Genomic DNA, 20,552 nt, shown 5'->3' with positions numbered 1-20,552 from the left:
ACGGGGAAATTGGCGTTTGTCAAACTCGGTGGAATGAAGGCGAGCTCGCAGGCAAAAAACCTGATGCGGCAGAGTGTCATCCGCTCCAGATCTGCTGGAATGGCTGGCGTGCAAACGGTCGCGACGGTGCGCAGGCCTTGGGCCAAATTGCGAAAGTGCGCCGAATTTCGGCGCCGGTAGCGCGTTTGGGGCGAACAAGGTGATTTTCCTTCGCTCGCCGGCATTTTGCCAAGTCGCATCGAATGCGTGTAGATTTCCGCCAGCGATATGCACGCCGGCGGAGATCCCGCCGTCGCGTGCCACGCAAACGATGTACGTCCAGGCGACACTTGCGCGCCGCCTGGAACCTTCAGGAGAACTGTATTTTTAGACTCGCGCCTCAAGCTTGCCGACGTAACGGTCGCCATCGCGAACGATATCCAAGCCAGCACCAAACGGTTTCGATAGTTCGTTCAGGCGGGCAAGGATGCGTTCGCCGTCCTCGGCCGATGCCAGCTGCGGGCAGCCCCGCCGGCTTCGTGGCGTATCTCGTCCCAGCGTGATCGGGTGGAATTCGCTGTCGGCGAGTACGCCGTCTTCGTATGTGAAGCGTGCGACAACCGACTCCCAGAATTTCGGCTGAGCACCGTAGCCCGTCACGACGTCGAACAAGTCGGCGGGCGTCGACGAAGGCGGCATGCCTTGCTGTTCGTAGACCTCTAGCGGGAAGGACGAGAACGTCTCGACATTGAAGATAAAGTTGCCGAGGGAGTAGCATATCGGACGGCCGGCATAGAGCTCCAAACCGCGCAACATATGCGGACCATGCGCGAAAATCCCGTGTGCACCAGCGTCGATAAGCCGATGGGTCAGCGGCTGCAGGAACTCAGCAGGAACCTCGCTGTTCCAGCGCCCATCAAGACCCTCATGGCAGTGGAGCCCGACAAAAACCAGGTCCGCTTGGCGAGACGCTTCGGAGACCGATGCCTCAAGAGCCGCGACGTCACGTTCCAGAGCATCGGTCTGAACCCGCGAGGTGTCGCTTGGCGCAAAATTGACTCCTTCCACGGCAAATCCGCCGGGCGGTGGCGGGTCGTAGACGTTCTTGTCGGGATAGGGGAAATGGATGCCCGGAGCGGTGGTCCCCTTCGCCTCGACATTGACACCCGCCTCCGCGAGAATCTCGCGCAGCTCTGCAAACCGCTCGTTTTTGATGTAGTGGGTTTTCTGCACTCGAACCGGCGCAATACCTGGGCGTCCCACGTCACCGACGCTGGGATCTGCAGCAAGGCAGAGCCTGGCGTTGCTTGACCCGGCGGCGATGTAGGCCACTCGGCATCCGGCGGCATCGAAATAGCGAGGAGAGCGCGCTTCTTGCAGCGTTCGCCCCACTCCGGCGTAGGTCAGGCCGCGCGCTTCGAGAGCTTCGATCGAGGACACGAGCCCGGAAACTCCGTAGTCAGTCGCGTGGTTGTGCCCCAGACCATAGATGTCGACCCCGAGCCACTCGAACTCGGAAAGCAACTCGGGTTCCACGCCGCACGGTATGCCGTGCATTGTCGTCGAGGCCATTCGACCGCGACCTGGGAAGACCACTTCCACGTTGGTGATGGTGACATCCGTCTTACGCAACATGTCGACGAGAGCGAGGAAATCGCCATCGGGATTGCGCGAGATGCGTTGCGTGAGCATGGAGTCGCCTGTAGCAAGAATGCTAACTTTTGGCACGACAAATCCTCCGTTTTGGTATACCAATTTGGAGTACATAAGATGGCCGAGCTTCGGTTGTCAACGCAGAACAAGGAGGAAATCTTGTTGACGCAAACGCAAATGGGCGAGGACCGGCTTCGCAGAATGATTTTGGACATGGATATCGGACCCGGAGAGCGCCTCACCGAGCGCTGGCTCGAGGGCCAACTTCAAACCTCCAGAACATCTGTCCGCACAGCGCTGTTTCGCTTGGAAGCCGAGGGGCTCGTTGCACGGCAAGGGCGGGGTTGGATCGTGCCGCCAATAGATCTTGATGAAATCAAACAGCTCTTCACCTACCGAGAGGTGTTGGAGGTTGCAGCGATCGAGATCGGTGGCCCCGTGATCACCCCGTCGGACCTTGCGGAAATAGAGGCAATCTTAAATTCGGTCACCACATCATCAACACAGGAGGAAAACGACGATGCCGCTCGCCGTTTCCACTTGAAGATCGGTTCACTGGCCAAGAATGAATTCATCACCAGGGGCATCAGCGACTGCATGACACGATTGTTGCGGGTGCGTTGGATCGAGATCAGCGCGTCCAATCAAGGCTGGAGCGAACATCGCGCCGTTTTGGACGCGCTGCGTCAGGGGCGGGTCGATCATGCCGTCGAGCTGACCAGATCGCACATCCAAGCGGCGTGTGAGCGACTGGTACAATCGTTGACGGATGGAAAAAGGAGCTTGCGCGCCCGGGGTATCAAAGTTTCATGAGCCCTCACAAGTCGTTCACGTGGAATGCGAGTGCCCTGCGGGTCTCCATCACCCATATAAAGGTGACCGGGTCCGCGAATAAGCTTTAGGCCGAATCCAGCGACTGCCCGCCTTTCCAGCGGGCCAATCTAATTAGTAGAAGCGCTTTACTCGGCGTCCACCATTGCTCGCTGGAGTTCCGGCTCTAGGCGATCCAGCTCGGCGCCCAGTGCGCGCCGTGCCTCTGGAACGGGCGCAAGCTTCCCTTCGCGACCCAGATCTGCAAGCCGCTGTGCTGCCGTCACGACGGCGTCGGCGCCGACCACATCTGCCGAGCCCTTCAAGGTGTGGGCTGCACGCCGCAACTCCGCAGCATCGCCGCTGGCATACGCCGCGTCGAGAGCGGCGATCAGTTTCGGGTACTCGATGAGGAACATTGCCGCCAATTCGCGCAGGAGTGCCTCGTTCCGATCGAGATTGCGCAGAGCGCGCTCCCAATCCAGCACCGACGCATCGGCAGCCGCCGGCTGCGTTGGGACGGCGGTTACCGGCTCTTCGGGGATCGGAACCCGCATTGGGTCATATTGTTCGACGACACGGAACAGCTCGGCGGCGCGAAATGGTTTTGTGACGTAGCCATCCATTCCTGCCGCGAGACAGCGCTCGCGATCGGCAGCCGTCGCGCTGGCGGTCAGCGCGACGATCGGTACACGAGCCTTGTCGGGCCGAGCGAGCGCCCGGATTGCAGCGGTCGCGGCGAGCCCGTCCATGACCGGCATATGCACGTCCATAAGCACCAGGTCGTAACTTCCACGTTCGACCGCTTCGATTGCCTCCTGGCCATTCCCGACGGCCACGACCCGGTGCCCGCGCTTCGTCAGAAGGTCAACTGCGACCTGCCGGTTGACCGCCCCGTCCTCGGCAAGCAGCACGGTGAGCCCCGGGCCCGTCCGCAGGTGCGCCGCGCCGGCGAGGCCCTCGCCCTCGTCTTCCCGCATCGAGACTCCAAGGGCATTGGTGATGGCATTGAGGAGATCGGACTGTTTGACAGGCTTCACCAGCAACCTGGAGATATCCAGTTCGCGCAGCAGCGCCTCGTCACTTGGCCGGCCTGCGGACGACATCATGACGATCCGGGTCTCCTTGAGACCTGGGCGCAGCCGCATGCAGGCCGCAAGTTCGAACCCGCTCATCCCAGGCATCATCACGTCGAGAAGCGCGAGGTCCGGCGGGGCACCGGAAGCCCGTTCAAGTGCGTTGAGCGCCGCCACGCCGTCCGTTGCGACGATCGGGATCATGCCCCAGTTCACGACGATTTCCTCGAGAATTTGGCGATTGGTGGCGTTATCGTCGACCACCAAGGCGCGCCGACCGCGCAATTCTGCCTCGCGCACGGGGCGAGCCTTTTTTTCCTCCGGCGCGAGCCCGAAATCGGCAGCGAAGGTGAAGACGCTGCCAGCGCCTGGCGAGCTCTCAAGCTGCATCCGCCCGCCCATCTTCTCGGCAAGTTGTGCCGCGATCGCCAGGCCGAGCCCGGTGCCGCCATATTGCCGCGTCGTTGATGTATCGGCTTGGGCGAAAGCCTCGAATATTCGCTCCTGCTGTGCTTCCGGGATGCCGATGCCGGTGTCGCGCACCTCGAACTGAAGGCGTGCTCCTTTTGTGTTCTGCCCTTCCAGGGTGACATCGACCACCACTTCGCCGTTCTCTGTGAACTTGATGGCATTGCCGACAAGGTTGACGATGATCTGCCGGAGCCTTGTCGGATCACCGACCAAATGGTCCGGCACTTCGGGAGGGATATGGCAGGCAAGCTCGAGGCCTTTGTCGGCAGCGCGTTTGGCGAGCGTCTGCAGGGTGTCGCCCAAAGTATCGCGCAGCATGAACGGGATCGCCTCGAGCTCAAGCCGGTCGGCCTCGATCTTCGAGAAGTCGAGAATGTCGTTGATCAGGTCCATCAGCGTGTCGGCGGAATGGAGGATGATCGAGACATATCTGCGCTGCTGTTCGGAAAGCTCGGTGCCCTCGAGCAGTTCTGCAATGCCGATCACACCGTTCATCGGCGTGCGGATCTCATGGCTCATATTCGCGAGGAACTCGCTCTTGGCGATACTGGCCTGCTCGGCCGCGTCACGGGCGCGCTCAAGGTCCTCACGCGACTTGCGCAGTTGCTCCGTGCGCTGCTCGAGCTTGGCTGTGCGCTTGGCAACCAGTTCCTCCAGGTGATGGCGGTGCTCTTCAAGCTCGGTGATATCGGAGTAGACGCATATCGTTCCGCCATCGCTGGTCTTGCGCTCGCTGACGCGGATAGTGGTCCCATCCTTGTGCATCAAATTAAAGGGTCCGCGCGGATTGCGGTGGCGCTCGAGGCGCTGGACAATCCACTCGTCGACCGCCTGGCCGTCGAGCGGCGACAAGCCGCTTTCCGCAAAAGTACGGATCACCAGCTCGAAGGGCGTGCCCGGTGTTTCGACGGCAAATGGTTCGGCAGGAAGGACGGCACGCTCGGGCCCTGAAAAGAAATCTCGGTAGCGCGAATTGTAGACGACCAGCCGGTCGCTGGAGTCATAGAGGGCAAAACCCTCCAGGGAAGATTCGATTGCATCGAGCAGTTGCCTTTGCGCGGCTTTGGCTCGCTCGGTTGCAGCCTCGGTTGTCTTGACCAGTTCCTCGAGATGCTCGCGCTGTTCCTCCAGTTCGGTAATGTCGGTATAGGCGCCTACCAGACCGCCATCGCGGGTCCGGCCTTCGCTGATGCGAATCCACATTCCGCTGTTGAGCCTGAGCTTGAATGGCGGACCCGGATTGCGGTGCCGCTCCATTCGTTGCGCAACCCACTCCTCCACGCTGAGCTCGCCAACTGGGGCCAACCCGTGCTCCACTGCGGAGCGTATCAGGTCCTCGAAGCGCATTCCGATCGCGACCCTGGGGGCAAACAGCTTTTCGAAGCGCGAGTTGAACGCGACCATTCGGTCGTCGGCGTCATAAAGAACGAATCCTTCCAAAGCTGACTCGATCCCGTCCAAAAGACTGTCGCGCGCTGCTTCTGCCCGTGCCTGTGCCGCCCGGGCAGCTTCTAGCTGCTCCGCAAGCATGTGCTCGGTGCGGGAAGCGTCAGTAATGGCGGTATTCTTGGTCATTAGATCCCTCCCATCCGGTGGGATGTGCAGGCTCCTTATGGGAATAGACCGCGCAGCAGCTTGGCTTCGGTCACGCGGGTGATCCCCTCGATCAAGGCAGCCGTGCGCAGATCCAGTTGGTCATCTTCCGCACGGCGGCGCGTCCGCACGAACGCATCCAGCAAGATCGCCTTGAGCCGGTGATTGATCTCGTCGAGCGTCCAGGTCAGGTTCTGCAGACCCTGCACCCACTCGAAATAGGAAACTGTCACGCCGCCGGCATTGCCGAGAATGTCGGGTATGATGTGCACGCCACGCTCGTTGAGGATCTCGTCAGCTTCCAGCGTGGTGGGCCCGTTGGCGCCTTCGGCGATTAAACGGCACTTGATCCGCTCAGCGTTCTCGGCGGTTACCTGATTTTGCAGTGCCGCCAGCACCAGGACATCACATTCCAGTTCGAGAAGCTTGGCGTTCGAGATCGCCTCCGCATCCGGAAAGCCCGCCAACACGCGATTTTTGGCGACATATTCCAACAGCGTGTCCACTGACAGGCCGGCGGGGTTGTAGAGCCCGGTCGAGACGTCGCTAATTGCGATGATCTTGACGCCCGCCTCGGCCAGAAACCGCGCCGCGAAGCTGCCGACATTGCCGAACCCCTGGACCACGGCGGTCGATTTGGCCAGATCCAGCCCGATCGCTTCCGCCGCGGCTTCGATGACATAGACCAGTCCGCGCCCGGTCGCCTCCTTGCGTCCAAGCGAGCCCCCGAGCACCACCGGCTTGCCGGTGACCACCGCCGGAACCGCATGACCAACCTGCTGGCTGTACGTGTCCATCACCCAGGCCATAACCTGCTCGTCGGTCCCCATGTCGGGCGCCGGGATGTCCTTGTCGGGTCCGATGATGTCGATGATTTCGGCCGTGTAGCGCCGGGTCAGCCGCTGCAGCTCGCTTTTCGAGAGCACGGTGGGGTCGACGCGCACACCGCCCTTGGCGCCGCCAAAGGGCAACCGCATCAGCGCGCACTTCCAGGTCATCAAGGTCGCCAGCGCAGCGATGTCGCCGAGATCGACGTCCTCGTGGTAGCGGATGCCGCCCTTGGTCGGCCCCATGGTCAGGACATGCTGGACCCGGTAGCCGAACACCGTCTCGACCTGCGCGCGGTCGTCGCGGAAGAACGGGAACGACACCACCTGGGTGCGCTGCGGGAACAGCAGCCGTTGGCGGATGTTGTCATCCAGATTCATGATCTGGGCGGCCTTCAGGAATTGTTGCTGGGCGAGGCGGAACATCGGCGAGTCCCACTCGCCGCCATGGGGCGCGCTTGCGCGCCAGCGTGTAGCGGATTGCCCTGTCGAGCGCGACGCCATTGAGCCTCGTCTTTAGCAAAAAGTCGCTGGCACCTGCCTCGACCGCGTGCGCCGCGAGCTTTACATCGTCGAGGCCGGTCAGGATCACCACCGGGACATTCGGCGCAGCCGACCGGATTCTGAACAGCGTCTCCAGCTCCTGGCTATCGGGCAGAATCAGATCGAGCAGCACCAGATCAGTCGCGCCCCGCTCAAGCTGTCCAAGCCCGTCGGCCAGGCAATCCACAGCCACCACCTCGCAGCGCAACTGCATTTCCGTGTCGAGCAGTCTTTGGATCAGCTTCGCGTGGAGCGGGTTATCCTCGACAAGCAATATGCGCACTGTTTGATCGCTCATGCTTTGCCTCCCTCCGGACGGCCGCCCCGCGAGTATATCAGGTTTGTCGTGGCTGCTGAATCTTGACTGTCGGAGGGAGCGTGTCACACCCGCCGTTGGCGTGGTGGCATCATATCGTCGCGGCGCGAAGGCAGCCCTAGTTCCCGTTCATACATCATACATATGAGATCTCGAATCGGAGAACACGTTCGCGATTACCCGCGAGGCTCCGGAGTAGCGGCTCGACCCCACCGCTCCCGCTCATAGCGACGACGATGTCCGGTGCTGGCGAGCAATCTTGCCATTCGGCGCTGTTGCTGCGAATTTCCGGATCCCACCCTCTTGAGAAGTTCAGCCCTCACGTTCCCGAATTGCGGGAGGTGTTTTCCAGCCGCGCCGGCAAGGCCGGCATAAGCGGCCGCAGTGAGCTTCAGGGAACGGAGCAGCCGAAGGCAACCCGCGCCCGCCAGGTAGCGCCGTAGGGTTTGCCGGAGGCTTGTGGGAAACGCCGGCGTCAGAGGTGGAATTCCACAGGAACCGCTTGCCGGGGGCAGTCGGTCCCGGTTTCCGCCCTTCGGGCTATGCTAAACCTCCTGCGGCTGCCCTATTAACCGGTCAAGCGGTGCGCGAACTGGCTTCGCTACGCCTTCGCCTGGTATGCTCATTGTTTGCTCTAGTGGGGAAAGGGCGCTCTGCCCCCTCTCCCCTGCAAGGGAAAATCGGTCTCCCCGTCCTTCCTTCGCTCGCCTCGGCTCGCCTTCGCTCGCTCTCGTGCAGGATCGACGCATGATCCGCTTGGGCCGCGAATCATGCGTCGCCCCTTCGGCTTCGCCTCGGGCGGGCGATCCCCCTCCGATTTGTCCCCTTGCCCCCTCTAGTGGTGGAACGGAACGCCACCGCAGACATGATCGACAGCACTGTGGTCCGGGCACATCATTGTGCAGTCGGCATAAAACGGGGACTCAGGAAACCGATGCGTTTGGCCGATCGCGAGGAGCTTCCAAGACGGAATTCATCTCATTGGCGTTCAGGGTGCCCCGTGTCGCGAACAGGTAAGCCGCCAAATAGACCAGCTTCTGCCTTGATTCCCGAGAACCCCGCGGCCTGTAATTGACGATCGCCAGTCGGGCGGCCTCTTCGTCCCGCGCAACATCCAACAGTCCATTTGGACCGGCTACGCTCGTAGCCTCTCCCGCCGCCGTGCGTTGATCCCACGCACGAACGGCATCCGCAGTCGCCAGACGCGCCGCGATATGCCGATCAATCAAGTCACCAAGGGAAACCGCAGTTTCCGCCGTACTCTCGGAAGCTGACGCACTTAAAGCGGTGTGAAGGCCTGAAGAAATGAATCCGCGACCATGGGACCGAAGCGAGCTTGATGAGCTGTCGGTCTCTATCGTTCGCTGCGACGCTGATAACGACACTAATGACATGGTTGAATGCCTCATCGATGGCGAAAAAGCCCCTCCGCCCCGCAGTTGTACGCTTCATTTCGGAAGTGCCACCAAGTTGCACGAGCGATAAAACGTTGATTGGGGACAAAGGCACGATAGGATACGAAATCTAGCGAAACGAAACGAAGCCAGAGCCTGTAAGTCATTGTTAAAGAACGGAAAGTTATTTCTCCCTCCGCCGAAAGACGGGAGTGATTTCAAAGAACTCTTTCGACAATTAGCCGCGGCGGGGGCGGGTCGGCCATTGGGCCCTGATGGATTTCCCGCGGGACCATGGACGCCCGAGCTTCTTGCAGAGGCGATTTCACAGATCGATTCCAACCGGATCGGGGTCGATCTGCGAACGGTGCAGCTTTGGTTTCAAGAGAACGACAAGGGAATCAGCACTGCCAACATTCGTTGGCTGGCAAGGATTTTTGGGTGCGATGATCCGGCGGCAACCAGCGAATGGCAGATAGAGCTTAGTGCGGCGCAATCTCGGTTAACCGCCAAGAGGCGAGACTCAAAGAAAGCGGGAAGCAGCGCTGCGCCACGGCCCCCAGATCTGGAACATACTGGGACCGCCGATGATGGTACAGAGTCCCCGGCAGAGCGAACACAGGTTGCGGACGCCCACGGGCCAAGTCGGCGTTTCAGTTTAGCGAGTAGATCGGAGGCGCTTTTTAGTCGCGGATCTCCTCTGAATTTACCGGCGTCGGTGTTTGCGGGTGCCACCGCTCTTGGGTTTTTGTCTTATATCACGGGAATTCACAACGCTACTTACAGCCGGCCGGATGGCCTTGTTAAGCAGGTCGGATTCCTTTGGGCGCCGAATTGGACATTCCTCTTCATGGTGCTTCTACCGCTGTTTTTTGCGTTCGTAATAGAGCTGCTGCTCTTCTGGAAATATGAAGGGCGCTTAAAGCTTGTCGCGCAGGGCGACCGGATGGAAAGCGACGATGCTTGGGCGTGCAACGTTGAAGCTTACTCGTATTCATATTGGGCGGTTTTTTTAATCTGTGTGCTGTTCGCCGGTCTTTTTCAGTGGATCGGTGTGTCCTTGATTCCGTTGATCAACGGTGGAGGCAACTACGCGATAGATTGGGGTAAGTTAGCAATTGTGCGCCCTGAAGTTATATCGCTGCCGATGCAGATTGTATTCACAGCGCTCGCTTACCTCTACATGTGCCTGTGTTTCTATCTGTTCTTCGCAGGTCTCATTTTGCTTCATACGGTGGTCCATGACCTTTGGAAAATTGGCCAAGCATCGAAGAACCTGCCGGGAGTGGATCATCAATACGGAGTCCATGAAGTCAGCCTACGGATGATGCGCGGAATTTTTCGGTGTACTGTTTTGGGGATTCTGATGGCCATATGCATGAAGGCCCAAAGCTCTTACCTGACATCGAATGGCGAGGATATTGCGGCTTGGTTGGTCGGCGATATGTCTTCAGCCCTGTACGAGCGCAAGGATGTGAGCAACGGGTTCAGCTATAGAATGCCGACGCATTACAGCAGCCTTCTTATCGCTATTTCGACCTGTGTTGTTTTTCTGCATGGCGCCATCCGTTTAGGCGCCGAAAGCCGATTTCGTCTGGCCTTGTGGAAGATGTCGGCAGTCGTAGCGATACTCTTTGCTGGCTATCTGCTGATCGGTGTGTTTGCAGGTTTCTCGATCCTCCTGGGCATTGGGGTGCTGCTCGCGATATATGGCCTTACTGATCCAGGGTTCGGGCAATCGCAGGCGAGCGAGTAGGAAACAAGCAGGGTGTATTATAGCTGGCTTGATTGGTGGGATGAGCGGCGGGCGCGGCGCGGTGAGGAATGGAAGAAAGCAACCGATTTCATCCTTGACGCCGACCGCGCCTTTCCAGGCGCGAAGAACGTCGCGACTATCGAGGAGTTTTGTGTCCTTGCGGACCAGGCCGCGGCTGATCCGGCCTATTTCGATGAGCCGGCAGGGAGTGATCAGGGTTTCGAAAGCCAGGGCGGGTGGCTCAAATTTCCGTCGGACATCTCTACTGACGTCGGAGAGAACAATGTCGTCTGGGCTAATATCACAGAAAGCGGGTCCTTCGATCAGGCGATGGTGATTTTTCATCATTGGAATGCAAGCGCCCGGAACCGTCGGATTGCCAGCTTTTTCTCGCAGCGTGGAATCACGGTAGTCGAGATCGCTATGCCTTATCACTTCGAGCGCAGCCGATCCGGTTCGCTGTACGCCGATTATATGCTTAGCCCTAATCTCGGTCGAACGATCCAGTCTCTAAGGCAGGCAGTGTGGGACGGGCGAAAACTCATACGTTGGTTGAAGAGCAAAGGCTATCGAGAGATTTCGGTTCTCGGTATGAGCTTAGGTTCCTGGGTCGCGGGAATGATCGCGGCGCACGATTTGGCAGTGTCAAAAGCCTCGTTATTTCTCACGGCTGGAAGTCTCGCGGATATGGTTTGGACGGGGCGCGCGACACGATCGATACGTGAGAGTCTTGAGCCTGCAATTGAGCTGACCGATCTCAGAAGGGCATGGGGTCCGCTTAACTTGGAGAATTACGCGCATAATTTGGCACGGCCCAATCTCGAGCTTCACGTCGTGTTGGCTAAGAGGGACAAGGTTGTTTTGCCAGAGCTATCGGGGAGCTTCATGCAGAAGCTGAGGGACGCCGGAGCTAAGCCAAACATTTTGGAACTAAATTGCGGTCACTATTCGCTCGCCATGCCGCCATATATTTTGTTCGCCGGTTTGTCCTTGAGGCGGTTTCTGTCGCGTGCTGAATGACCGCCAAACCGCGGCTGAGATTGCTCGCTTCCTTCGAGGGACGGTGGGGCGCATCGGCGCTGCGGAGTTCGCCGGCGACGCGGAGCGCTCCATACTCGAAGCTGCGGTGGTGAACGGGCTGTCTCTGGCCGATATTACATGGAACCGCTTGCCGGGGGCAGTCGGTCCCGGTTTCCGCCCTTCGGGCGGCGCTATGCTAAACCTCCTGCGGCTGCCCTTTTAGACCGGTCAAGCGGTGCGCGAACTGGCTTCGGCTACGCCTTCGCCTGGTATGCTCATTGTTTGCCTTAGTGGGGAAAGGGCGCTCTGCCCCCTCTCCCCTGCAAGGGGAAAATCGGTCTCCCCGTCCTTCCTCCGCTCGCCTTCGCTCGCTCTCGTGCATGATCGACGCGGATCCGCTTGGGTGCGGATCAGCGTCGCCCCTTCGGCTTCGCCTCGGGCGGGCGATCCCCCTCCGATTTGTCCCCTTGGCCCCCCTCTTCCCCGCTGCTCCGCGCGAGCTCGGGAGCAGGAGCGGGGCTCCTGCCCCTTCGGGCATGAGGCCGCTTCGCGGGATTAGGGAAAAAGGGAACCACCATGACGGACATCATCACCGTGGCTTTGAACAAGCTGGACGCCGATCCGCAGAACGTCCGCAAGACATACAGCGCCGAGGGTATTGAAGTTCTGGCCGCGAACATTCGAGAAGACGGCTATCGGCTTTTGCAGAACCTTGTTGTTCGCAAGGGCGACAAGAAGGGCCGCTTTTTCGTGGTGGCCGGTGGCCGCCGACTGGCCGCGCTCAACCTGCTGGCCGAGGCGGGAGAGATCGCTAAGGATTTCCCCGTCGAGTGCAAGGAGCGTGAAGGCGAGATCGCAACGGAAATCAGCCTCGCAGAGAACGTCATGCGCGAGGAAATGCACCCGCTTGACCAATATGAGGCGTTCGACGCGCTCGCCAAGCAGGGAAAGCAGATCGCGGACATCGCGGCGCGTTTCGGCACGACCGAGACCATTGTCCGAAAGAGGTTGGCGCTCGCTCGCGTTTCGCCGGTCCTGTTGCAACTTTACCGCGACGAGGACGTGAGCTTTGCGCAGCTATCGGCCTTCACGATCAGCGATGATCACGAAAGGCAGGTGGCGGTTTGGAACGCGCTCCCCTCTTGGAGCCGCGACCCTCATTCGATCCGACGAGCGCTCACCGAAGAAATGATCGCCGCGACGGACAAGCGTGTGCAGTTCATTGGCGGACTGGCGGCTTACGAGGAAGCTGGCGGGCCAGTAAAGCGCGACCTGTTCGATGACCGTAACGCCGGTTATGCGACGGACGCCGCGTTAGTGGAAAGGCTCGTCGCGGAAAAGCTCGAGGCGACCGCAGCGACTGTTCGCGCCGAAGGCTGGCAATGGGTGGAATGCTCCGCAACAGCCCCCGTTGGCTACCATGCCCTGAAGCGTCGCTATCCGGAGGCGATTGCTCTTTCCGAGGAAGATCAGGCTGCGCTTGATGCCGCCCAGGCTGAATATGACGAGCTTTCCGAGTTGATCGAAAACGGCGTGGCCGACGACGAGGCAGAGACAAAGCTGGCGGAAGTCGAAAAGCGGATCGACGCTCTCAATGCCCGGACGGAAGCCTACAGCGCCGAGGCGTTGGCACAGGCGGGAGCTTTTGTTTTCGTCGATTACTACGGGCGGCTTTGCATCGAGCGCGGCTTTGTGAAGCCGGAGGAAACCGGTGAGACGGGGGACGACGACGAGAGCGGCGAAGGCTTGCCGAGCGCCAGCAGCGCGGCACAGCCGAAGGCACCGACGATCACCCATTCGGCCGCGTTGATTGAGGACCTGACCGCGCAGAAGACTGCGGCTCTGCGGATCGAACTCGCGAACAATCCGGACGTGGCGCTCGTTGCCGTCGTTCACGCGATGCTGTTGAGGGTGGCCTACCCTTACAATTCGGAGCAGAGCGCCCTGCAATTGTCGCTCACGCATGAACGCTTGGAGCCGTCGATGAAGGACGCCGAAAGTTGCAAGGGGCTCTCCGCCTTCAACGACCTTGCGGAGATCTACGGCCATCATCTGCCGGGAAATCCCGCCGATCTGTTCGATTGGCTGATGGAGCAGCCGCAAGACATGGTGCTTGCACTATTGGCTTTCGGCGCGGCGCACTCGGTCAATGCGGTGGAAAAGAAGTTCACAGACCGCAAAAAGGGGATTGAGCAAGCGAACCAGCTTGGCCGAGCGCTCAAGGTGAACATGGCGGATTGGTTCGAGACGACCGGCGACAGCTATTTCAAGCACGTCAATCGCACCACCATTGAACTTGCGGTGGCCGAAGCGAAAGGCAGCGACGCGGAATTGTCGGTGAGAGTCGCAGCCAAGAAGTCCGAGGCGGTTACGATTGCCGACCGCCTCGTTGCCGGAAGCGGCTGGCTACCGGCTCCTGTTCGAATAGCAGCCGTCGAGGCTGCACAGGAGGCTGAGGCCGAGCGAATCACCGAAGACGAGCAGTTCCCCAAAGCGGCTGAGTGACCTCAGTCGCGGGCCGGTCACGTCCCTCCCGCGTGATCGGCCTTCCCGCATTCACAACCGCCGATGACCGTGGGCCAGGATCGACCTGGCCCACGGTCATGTTGAGGGGAGGCCGGCACCCCTCCCCTCAAGCTCCCCTTCCTCCCCGATCCGACGCGCTTTTGCTAGATTGCTGAGCCAAATTGGCTCACGCAACTGGGGGAGAAATGCATGAAGAGAATAGGTGTTAAGCCGAAAAACCCTGAAAAAATAGGGAGATAAAGCCATAACGCGCGCTTGAATGGCAACCGCGTGTAGCACGTTGTTGCGCCAATATGGCTTATGAGGCTATGTTCCGAAGCAGCGGAATCGGTGCGATTCCGAGTCTGACAATCTGACCATTTTTACGGAGAAGAGAAAGCCGACCAGAAAAGAAAAACCGCTCCCGAAGAAATCCGGAAGCGGGTCTATGAGTCGAAAAATTAGCCAAAACCGTTCTCGCAGACCCTCCCTTCCCTGTCAACAATGAAAACACCTTCTCGGTGAACGGCGAAGCTTTACCTGGTCCCTAAACGGAGATGGGAAATGAGGGACACCCACATGCATCCGCGGCCAATCGGCCGCAGGATAACGCCGCAGCGTGCGCAAAATCGGCGACTGGCACAGTCGGCGGAAATTGGGACGGTGACGCGCGCTCAATTGGCCGTACTTGCTCAAAGCCTGACATGCACAGGGCTGATCAACGGGACCGAAAGTCACCTGTTGGTCGCCCTGATCAATACGGCTCCGGCCGAAGCGTTCGACAAGTCAGGCCGTCCGATCGTGTTCAAATCCAACCAGCAACTGGCCTTTGAGATCGGCCGATCGGTCGGGCGCGTCAGCCGCATGCTGTCGCGCCTGTTCGATACTGGCCTGATCACGATGCAAGACAGCGGCAACTACAAGCGTTACCCGATCCGCAATGGCGAAGGCGAAATTACCGATGGGTGCGGGATCGACCTTCGCATCCTGGTTGCTCGATATGCCGAGCTCGACGAGCTCGTGAGACAGGTTCGCTCCGAGAAGAAGGCCGCCGACGCGGCTTTGCGGCGCTATCGTGGAGCGCTTCGCAATGCCCGCCATGCCCTTGCGACTGCCGCAGAGCATTCCGAGTACATTTTGGGCCGGATCGGAGCCCGCGTCGATCGCGTGAGCAATCTCGTAGGGGTCGCGGGAAAGGCATCGAGCCGATTGCTGCGCCGGGCGACCGCCCTCCTGGAATGGCTAGTTGAGAGATTGATGCACCTCCCGCCCCGATCCGCGGAAGCGCAAGAAACAGAAAATATGACATGCCTGCGTGTCGAAAACGGCATGCACAGACAGATTACAACCCCTCATCCCTTTGCAGCCAGTAATGAGGAACGGCGTTCGGCTGACGCCGAACAACACAGGTCCCTTAAGGCTAGCTCCGCCAGCAAATGGGCTCTTGAAAAGAGCCTGAGGCGACGCCGGCGCGAAATCAACCAACCCCGGCACTTGCCGCAGGCCATGGTGGCATTGCAAGACGTGATTAGGGCGGCGCCAGCACTAAAGACCTACGGGCTTGCCCCGAAGAGTTGGGCCGACCTGGCGCGGGCCGTCCCGCTGATGTGCCGGTTTGCCGGTATCTCCGAGGATGCCCGCCGCCGCGCCGTCGAACAAATGGGTGAGCAGCAAGCCGCCGTTGCGGTCGCCGTGACGCTCGAGAAATACGAGCGGCAGGACGTCAGCTCGCCGGGAGGCTATTTGCGGGCTATGACGGACCGCGCTAGAGCGGGCGAATTGTATCTCGCCCGCTCTGTTTTCGGGCTCGCGGCCCGAAGTTCCATGGAGGTCACACATTGAGACGTAATGCCCTACCGGCGCTTTTCGCCGCCCTCGTCGTCATTCACGGTTCAGCCGCGGCCGCCGATTATTCGGGTCGCGCTCGTGTAATCGACGGAGACACCATCAGCATCCGGAAGCAGCGCATCAGGATCGCGGCCATCGACGCTTGCGAGCGCAATCAAACCGGATTGAAGGATGGAAAGGTCTGGCGGTGCGGCGTTGTAGCTCGCAGCTATCTTGCAAAAATCGTCGACGGTCAGCATGTCCGCTGCGACATCATCGATCAGGATCAATATCGGCGCCTGGTGGGCCAATGTTTCATCGGCGAAATCGATGTCGGCCTTGCGATGGTGAAGGCCGGACTGGCGGAGGCGATGTTGCGGTATCTGCCGGCGAACCATTCAATCAGCGCGGTCGAGTACGGCGAGGCCGAGAACAGTGCCCGCGATCACCGTTTCGGCATGTGGTCTGCTGAGATCGAAAGCCCGCATGTCTACCGCCGTTCCAAAACTACCGAGATCCCGTGACCGAGAGTAGCCAATATGGCGCAATGGCGCCGACGGCTTGTGAGCCAAATTGGTTCCAGTTGTCGGACAAGAACGCTGAAAACCCTATTGATCAGGTGTCAGCGCTGAATAATATTGGCGCAAATTGTGCGGTTGGTACGTCGCTGACAAACGGGGAAATGTTGCCAAAACGGTTCACGCCACACTCCTCCAAGGCGGTTGCTGGTGACGCTCGTTCGCACGTCGACGCAGTTTACGCAAAGCGGACGCCACAATAATTTCCCCGCCTTCGGCTTCCTCGCGAAGCAAATTTTTGCGTCCCCTCGCCTCCTCCGCTCACGCTCCGGCCTACGGTGCGCACCGCTTTCCGCCGTGCCTTTGGAACGATCATCGCAACCACCAAAGAGGAGTGAAAGACATGAACATCACCAACTACATCCAGTTTGACGGCGACAAGCTCGACACCGCGAAGGGCGCCGGCCTCATCTCCACTATCGACCGCGACATGGACGTCAAGGTCGTGCCGTTCGAGTCCGACAATGAAAAGGCCCCGACGCACCGCGTCTACGCCAAGTCACCGCGCGGCCATGACATCGAGGTCGGCGGCATCTGGAAGAAAGAGAACCAGGACGGCAAGCCGTACTACACCCTCTCGATCCGCAAGCTTCGCTACAACGCCAATCTCGGCCGGTTCCCCGGCCAGGACGACGCCTCCCTGCAGGCGATCATCGAATGGGAACCCCGCGATTAATCCGCCCACAGCGCCCGGCGAGCAGCCGGGCGCCCACCGTCGAAAGACCGGAAAACCCGGCAAAGTGCTGGATTTCCAGCACTTTTCCTGCTAGGGTGGCCCGTAACTGGAGATTTGCCGATGAACGTTCATTCCCGCCGTCCGGATCGTTCCCCGGAAGCCATCGAGAAGCGGCGCAAGGCCGTCGAGCAGGCGCGCGCTGCCAACATCCGGCAGGGCTACGTTCACGATCCGGTGCTCGAGGCAGCCAACGCTCGCTATGTCGCCGGCGAGATTACCACGGAAGAGTTTCGCGAAGAGATGCTGGCGCGCTTCAAGCGCGCCTGATCTTCGATCAGTGATTTGAACAAGCCGCCTGCATTCCCGGGCGGCTTTTTTATGAGGAATCGATTGGCAAGCGACCAGCCGAATGGCTCTTACACCTACCCCGACGTTCCCGGTGACCCAGATCGCACTGGCGTCCTGCGCAACAAACTGAGCCTGACGACGCACTCCGAACTTCGACCGGCCGAATACGCGCTGACCAACATCCGACAGATCGAGATAACCGAGGGACGTGGACCGAGCGGTGATTTCGACACGGCACATCTGAAGGCGATTCACGGGTACATTTTTCAGGACGTCTATGAGTGGGCTGGTCATACGCGCAACGAAAGTCCCATTGTCGACGGCCAGCCGGTGGAGCCAATCGGCGGTCTCTCCAAGGGGCGCACGTCCTTCCTGCCCGGCTCGCGGATAGAAATGGGCCTGGACGAGGCGCTGAAGCCGATCCGAGATCCGCGGGCCCTTCGCAATGCAACGCCGGAGGAATTTGCTGACCGGGCCGCAATGGTCCTCTCAGAGCTGAACTACGTGCATCCATTCAGAGAGGGCAACGGGCGTGCTCAAGAGGCTTTCATTTCCGAGCTGGGCCGCCATTACGGCCAAGAGATCGATTTTTCCGTAATCACCAAGCCGCGCATGATCGAGGCGTCGATCGAGACCACAAATGACCCGTCCAGTCCCGCGATGAAGCATGTGATTGAGGATGCGATGAACCCGGGCCGTCGGGAGGCCATTCGATCCGCATTCGAAGACTTGCGGGAGGTCGGCGAGGAGCCTCTGCAGCACCAGGTTCGCACCGCCCGCTCGGGCGAGCAGATCACGGGAACAGTTCTCGGCCATGACGATCGCGTTGCCAGCCTTGTGACCGATCAAGGGATTGTCGCCGCCGATCGCGCGGATTTGCCGGAGAGGTTGCCGGACGACGAGGAAATTACCTTCACTGCCCGGTCGGAGTTTTCTCGAATGAGGAGAGAACAGCCGGCCCAGGAGGCGCAATCGCAGCCGGCGCCAGCGAGACCGCCACAGCAGGACCTGAACCCGGAGTTGAAGGCGATCGAGGCGCAAATGACGGCAAAGCGCAGCCGTGAGCGCGACGACGACGATCGCGGGCGGTAACCGGCCGAGCGGCTTTTAAGCTGCAAGAACTATTCGTGAGCAGGAGGCGCCGACGCTCTGCTCCCTCTCCTTCCGTTGGGTGATTTGACGGACAAGCTACGATAGCCCCTCCCCCACGCAACCGCTGGCGCGGTCCTCCACTCTGTTGCGGCCCTTCGGGTGCTTGGGCTCGCTTCGGCTATCTCCGTTTTTTGCCGTCAACCAACGGAAGGAGACGGCAATGCAGAGCATCAAGGACACCTACCAGCGCATCACCGATGCCATTATTGAGCAGCTTGAAGCCGGCACAAAGCCGTGGATCCGGCCCTGGCGCGGAAACAGCCGCGGCTCCCTCGTTCCGCGCCGCGCTACAGGCGAAGCCTATCGCGGGATCAACGTCCTGATGCTGTGGCTCGCAAGCGAGCTCGCCGGCTACGAGGAAAACACCTGGATGACCTACCGCCAAGCTCAGGATCTCGGCGGACAAGTCCGAAAGGGCGAGAAGGGTGCCCTCGTTGTCAAGTACGGCACATTCACCCCCAAGGAGCGCGAAGATGACGACGAACGCGCAATTCCCTATCTGAAGGGTTACACGGTCTTCAACGTCGAGCAGATCGAGAGCCTTCCGGACCGGTTCTATCGACCGGTTGAGGAGCTGCCGGCGACGCCAGTTCCGCAGCTTGAGACCGTCGAGATCTTCGTCCGCAAAACGGGTGCGGCGATCACCTACGGCGGGCCGACCGCCTGCTATCGCCCCGCCCCCGACGACATCCTCATGCCCGATCGGTCACGCTTCGTCGACGAGGTTCACCTTTACTCGACCTTGCTTCACGAAATGTCGCATTGGTCAGGTGCAAAGCATCGCCTCGACCGTGACCTGAGCGGCCGCTTCGGCAGTGAAAGCTACGCCATGGAGGAGCTGGTTGCCGAGCTCTCCGCTTCGTTCCTCGGCGCGGATCTCGGAGTGGCCCACGATCCCCGCGACAATACCGCAACCTACCTGGAAAGCTGGCTCAAGGTGCTGAGGAACGACAAGCGGGCGATCATCACCGCGTCCGCCAAAGCCCAGGCAGCAGCCGACTATCTGCACGAGCTTCAAACGACTGGCATTCCGCCAGTCTGATCCCGCGCAAAAGTTCGCCGCGGGGAACTGGGTCGCGAACTCCGTCGCGGCCGGCGGTTTGTTCGTCGGCCCAGACGAGCATGTCACTATTTGCGTGTGATGCAGAATCTGAGGGCGGGGGACGCCCGTTGACAGGAGCGAGTTCCCCGCGGGCGAAGAATTCAGTCAAGACGATGGCAGCGAGATTGTCAGCAAAGTCGTTCTCGATACGTATTCCGAATTATACTTTTTTCAAGGAGAATTTGAGCCGCTGCTCATGGAGATACATTTTCACTGGCGACGAATAAGTTAACTCGCGACCTCCCCTCAACGCGATCTCAGGCTATCTAACCGGCCTTCGCCGATGAGGAGCGGTAGCAGTTAAGACGGCACTGAACTATGCTGAAGCAGCCTTGGCGCGGCTGTGCACGATGGAAGTCGTCAGTAGTCGTAAAGCGTGCTTCGTAGTTCAGAGGCACTTTGCTACATGTGGCATGCAGACGCACCATTGCACCATCAACATAGCCCTTCCAATGTGAGAAGAGGATCGTTGGATGGAAAATGAACAAGCTCCATCTTTAAGCAGGCAACAGGGGCGCCGCCCTCATGGTGGTCTTCGAAAGGGCGCCGCTCAGGTCATCAGGAGGATCGTGACACGTCAGACAAAGGTAATTGAGTTCAGTGTCATCATCGAGACCGTATTTCGATCCCTCCCTACCCTGCCCAGACTTTTTGATGCCGCCAAAAGGCGCCACTTCTGTCGAAATCAGCTCGGTGTTCGGAGGGATACTGTCGTCCTCGATAAGCAGCGTCTAATTGAGGTCATCGCGTCGGGCTCCCCTGAACAACCCCGCCCTTCTCAACTAATAACAGCTGCTGTCGATTTGACGCCGATCCGCCATCCGGGCTTGGGCGAACCGCCTGATCCTGGGCGCGAACGCGTTCGGCAGCCGCCGGGCTGCGGGATCCGCAATTAACGCAGTATAATGATGCCCAGGCGGGCGTCC

The 20,552-nt window shown here is 59.9% G+C and carries 15 protein-coding genes and 1 pseudogene; 10 read left to right on the top strand and 6 right to left on the bottom strand.

Features of this window, described 5'->3' with window-relative positions; translation table 11 throughout:
* Positions 1-366: 366 nt before the first annotated feature.
* The gene (locus CO664_RS24250; RefSeq protein WP_272939099.1) at positions 367-1,746 is read right to left on the bottom strand and encodes a CapA family protein; all 1,380 of its coding nucleotides are present in this window, start codon (positions 1,744-1,746) and stop codon (positions 367-369) included.
* A gap of 3 nt (positions 1,747-1,749) precedes the next feature.
* Here CO664_RS24250 and CO664_RS24245 point away from each other — a divergent pair, with 3 nt between their 5' ends.
* Positions 1,750-2,445, top strand: a complete 696-nt coding sequence (locus tag CO664_RS24245; RefSeq protein WP_176536657.1) for a GntR family transcriptional regulator — start codon at positions 1,750-1,752, stop codon at positions 2,443-2,445.
* A 146-nt stretch (positions 2,446-2,591) separates the two neighbouring features.
* On the opposite strand, the gene CO664_RS24240 is transcribed toward CO664_RS24245, so the two are convergent.
* From CO664_RS24240 to CO664_RS31340, 4 genes are all read right to left on the bottom strand, one after another.
* Positions 2,592-5,564 carry a response regulator gene (locus CO664_RS24240; RefSeq protein ID WP_097540160.1) on the bottom strand — a complete coding sequence of 991 codons (2,973 nt, stop codon included), beginning with the start codon at positions 5,562-5,564 and terminating at the stop codon, positions 2,592-2,594.
* 35 nt (positions 5,565-5,599) lie between these two features.
* Positions 5,600-6,835 carry a Glu/Leu/Phe/Val dehydrogenase gene (locus CO664_RS24235; RefSeq protein ID WP_234820327.1) on the bottom strand — a complete coding sequence of 412 codons (1,236 nt, stop codon included), beginning with the start codon at positions 6,833-6,835 and terminating at the stop codon, positions 5,600-5,602.
* On the bottom strand, positions 6,777-7,250 hold the full coding sequence (locus tag CO664_RS31345; protein WP_234820326.1) for a response regulator: 474 nt from the start codon (positions 7,248-7,250) through the stop codon (positions 6,777-6,779). The genes CO664_RS24235 and CO664_RS31345 overlap by 59 nt, the downstream gene beginning before the upstream one ends.
* A 941-nt stretch (positions 7,251-8,191) precedes the next feature.
* Positions 8,192-8,494, bottom strand: a complete 303-nt coding sequence (locus tag CO664_RS31340; protein ID WP_234820333.1) for a hypothetical protein — start codon at positions 8,492-8,494, stop codon at positions 8,192-8,194.
* A gap of 334 nt (positions 8,495-8,828) precedes the next feature.
* Between CO664_RS31340 and CO664_RS24225 the strand changes: the two genes are divergently transcribed.
* The 9 genes from CO664_RS24225 to CO664_RS24180 all read left to right on the top strand — a co-directional run bounded on the left by CO664_RS24225 (position 8,829) and on the right by CO664_RS24180 (position 19,566).
* Entirely contained in the window at positions 8,829-10,418 is a 1,590-nt protein-coding gene (locus CO664_RS24225) for a hypothetical protein (RefSeq protein WP_097540159.1), read from the top strand.
* A 12-nt stretch (positions 10,419-10,430) separates the two neighbouring features.
* Entirely contained in the window at positions 10,431-11,438 is a 1,008-nt protein-coding gene (locus tag CO664_RS24220; RefSeq protein WP_097540158.1) for a dienelactone hydrolase-related enzyme, read from the top strand.
* A 576-nt stretch (positions 11,439-12,014) separates the two neighbouring features.
* Entirely contained in the window at positions 12,015-13,943 is a 1,929-nt protein-coding gene (locus CO664_RS24210; protein ID WP_097540156.1) for a ParB/RepB/Spo0J family partition protein, read from the top strand.
* Positions 13,944-14,507: 564 nt separating this feature from the next.
* On the top strand, positions 14,508-15,785 hold the full coding sequence (gene repC, locus CO664_RS24205) for a plasmid replication protein RepC (RefSeq protein WP_097540155.1): 1,278 nt from the start codon (positions 14,508-14,510) through the stop codon (positions 15,783-15,785).
* Complete coding sequence (locus CO664_RS24200; RefSeq protein WP_097540154.1) at positions 15,782-16,294, top strand: thermonuclease family protein; 513 nt, start codon at positions 15,782-15,784, stop codon at positions 16,292-16,294. Before repC ends, CO664_RS24200 begins: the two co-directional genes overlap by 4 nt.
* 397 nt (positions 16,295-16,691) lie before the next feature.
* Positions 16,692-17,024 carry a DUF736 family protein gene (locus tag CO664_RS24195; RefSeq protein ID WP_097540153.1) on the top strand — a complete coding sequence of 111 codons (333 nt, stop codon included), beginning with the start codon at positions 16,692-16,694 and terminating at the stop codon, positions 17,022-17,024.
* A 120-nt stretch (positions 17,025-17,144) separates the two neighbouring features.
* A complete protein-coding gene (locus tag CO664_RS24190) occupies positions 17,145-17,351 on the top strand; it encodes an antitoxin VbhA family protein (RefSeq protein ID WP_097540152.1) in 207 nt (68 codons plus the stop codon).
* Between the two features lie 63 nt (positions 17,352-17,414).
* Positions 17,415-18,464 (top strand): Fic/DOC family protein, encoded by a 1,050-nt coding sequence (locus CO664_RS24185; RefSeq protein ID WP_097540151.1) that lies wholly within the window; start codon positions 17,415-17,417, stop codon positions 18,462-18,464.
* Positions 18,465-18,684: 220 nt separating this feature from the next.
* A complete protein-coding gene (locus tag CO664_RS24180) occupies positions 18,685-19,566 on the top strand; it encodes a zincin-like metallopeptidase domain-containing protein (RefSeq protein WP_097540150.1) in 882 nt (293 codons plus the stop codon).
* Between the two features lie 635 nt (positions 19,567-20,201).
* Here CO664_RS24180 and CO664_RS31335 read toward each other — a convergent pair.
* Positions 20,202-20,324, bottom strand: a pseudogene (locus CO664_RS31335) (aldehyde dehydrogenase family protein); the annotation flags it as partial.
* Positions 20,325-20,552: the final 228 nt, after the last annotated feature.

It is taken from the genome of Sinorhizobium sp. NG07B (assembly GCF_002532005.1).
Taxonomy (GTDB): Bacteria; Pseudomonadota; Alphaproteobacteria; order Rhizobiales; family Rhizobiaceae; genus Sinorhizobium; species Sinorhizobium fredii_C.
Note: the sequence above shows the minus strand (reverse complement) of the source record. Positions and strands in the feature narration are given on the sequence as shown.

Coding starts and splice junctions, on each gene's coding strand:
- CO664_RS24195 (WP_097540153.1), top strand. CDS start 16,692: ATGAACATCACCAACTACATCCAGTTTGACGGCGACAAGCTCGACACC.
- repC (WP_097540155.1), top strand. CDS start 14,508: ATGAGGGACACCCACATGCATCCGCGGCCAATCGGCCGCAGGATAACG.
- CO664_RS24210 (WP_097540156.1), top strand. CDS start 12,015: ATGACGGACATCATCACCGTGGCTTTGAACAAGCTGGACGCCGATCCG.
- CO664_RS24250 (WP_272939099.1), bottom strand. CDS start 1,746: ATGTACTCCAAATTGGTATACCAAAACGGAGGATTTGTCGTGCCAAAA.
- CO664_RS31345 (WP_234820326.1), bottom strand. CDS start 7,250: ATGAGCGATCAAACAGTGCGCATATTGCTTGTCGAGGATAACCCGCTC.
- CO664_RS24180 (WP_097540150.1), top strand. CDS start 18,685: ATGCAGAGCATCAAGGACACCTACCAGCGCATCACCGATGCCATTATT.
- CO664_RS24245 (WP_176536657.1), top strand. CDS start 1,750: ATGGCCGAGCTTCGGTTGTCAACGCAGAACAAGGAGGAAATCTTGTTG.
- CO664_RS24190 (WP_097540152.1), top strand. CDS start 17,145: ATGAACGTTCATTCCCGCCGTCCGGATCGTTCCCCGGAAGCCATCGAG.
- CO664_RS24240 (WP_097540160.1), bottom strand. CDS start 5,564: ATGACCAAGAATACCGCCATTACTGACGCTTCCCGCACCGAGCACATG.
- CO664_RS24235 (WP_234820327.1), bottom strand. CDS start 6,835: ATGTTCCGCCTCGCCCAGCAACAATTCCTGAAGGCCGCCCAGATCATG.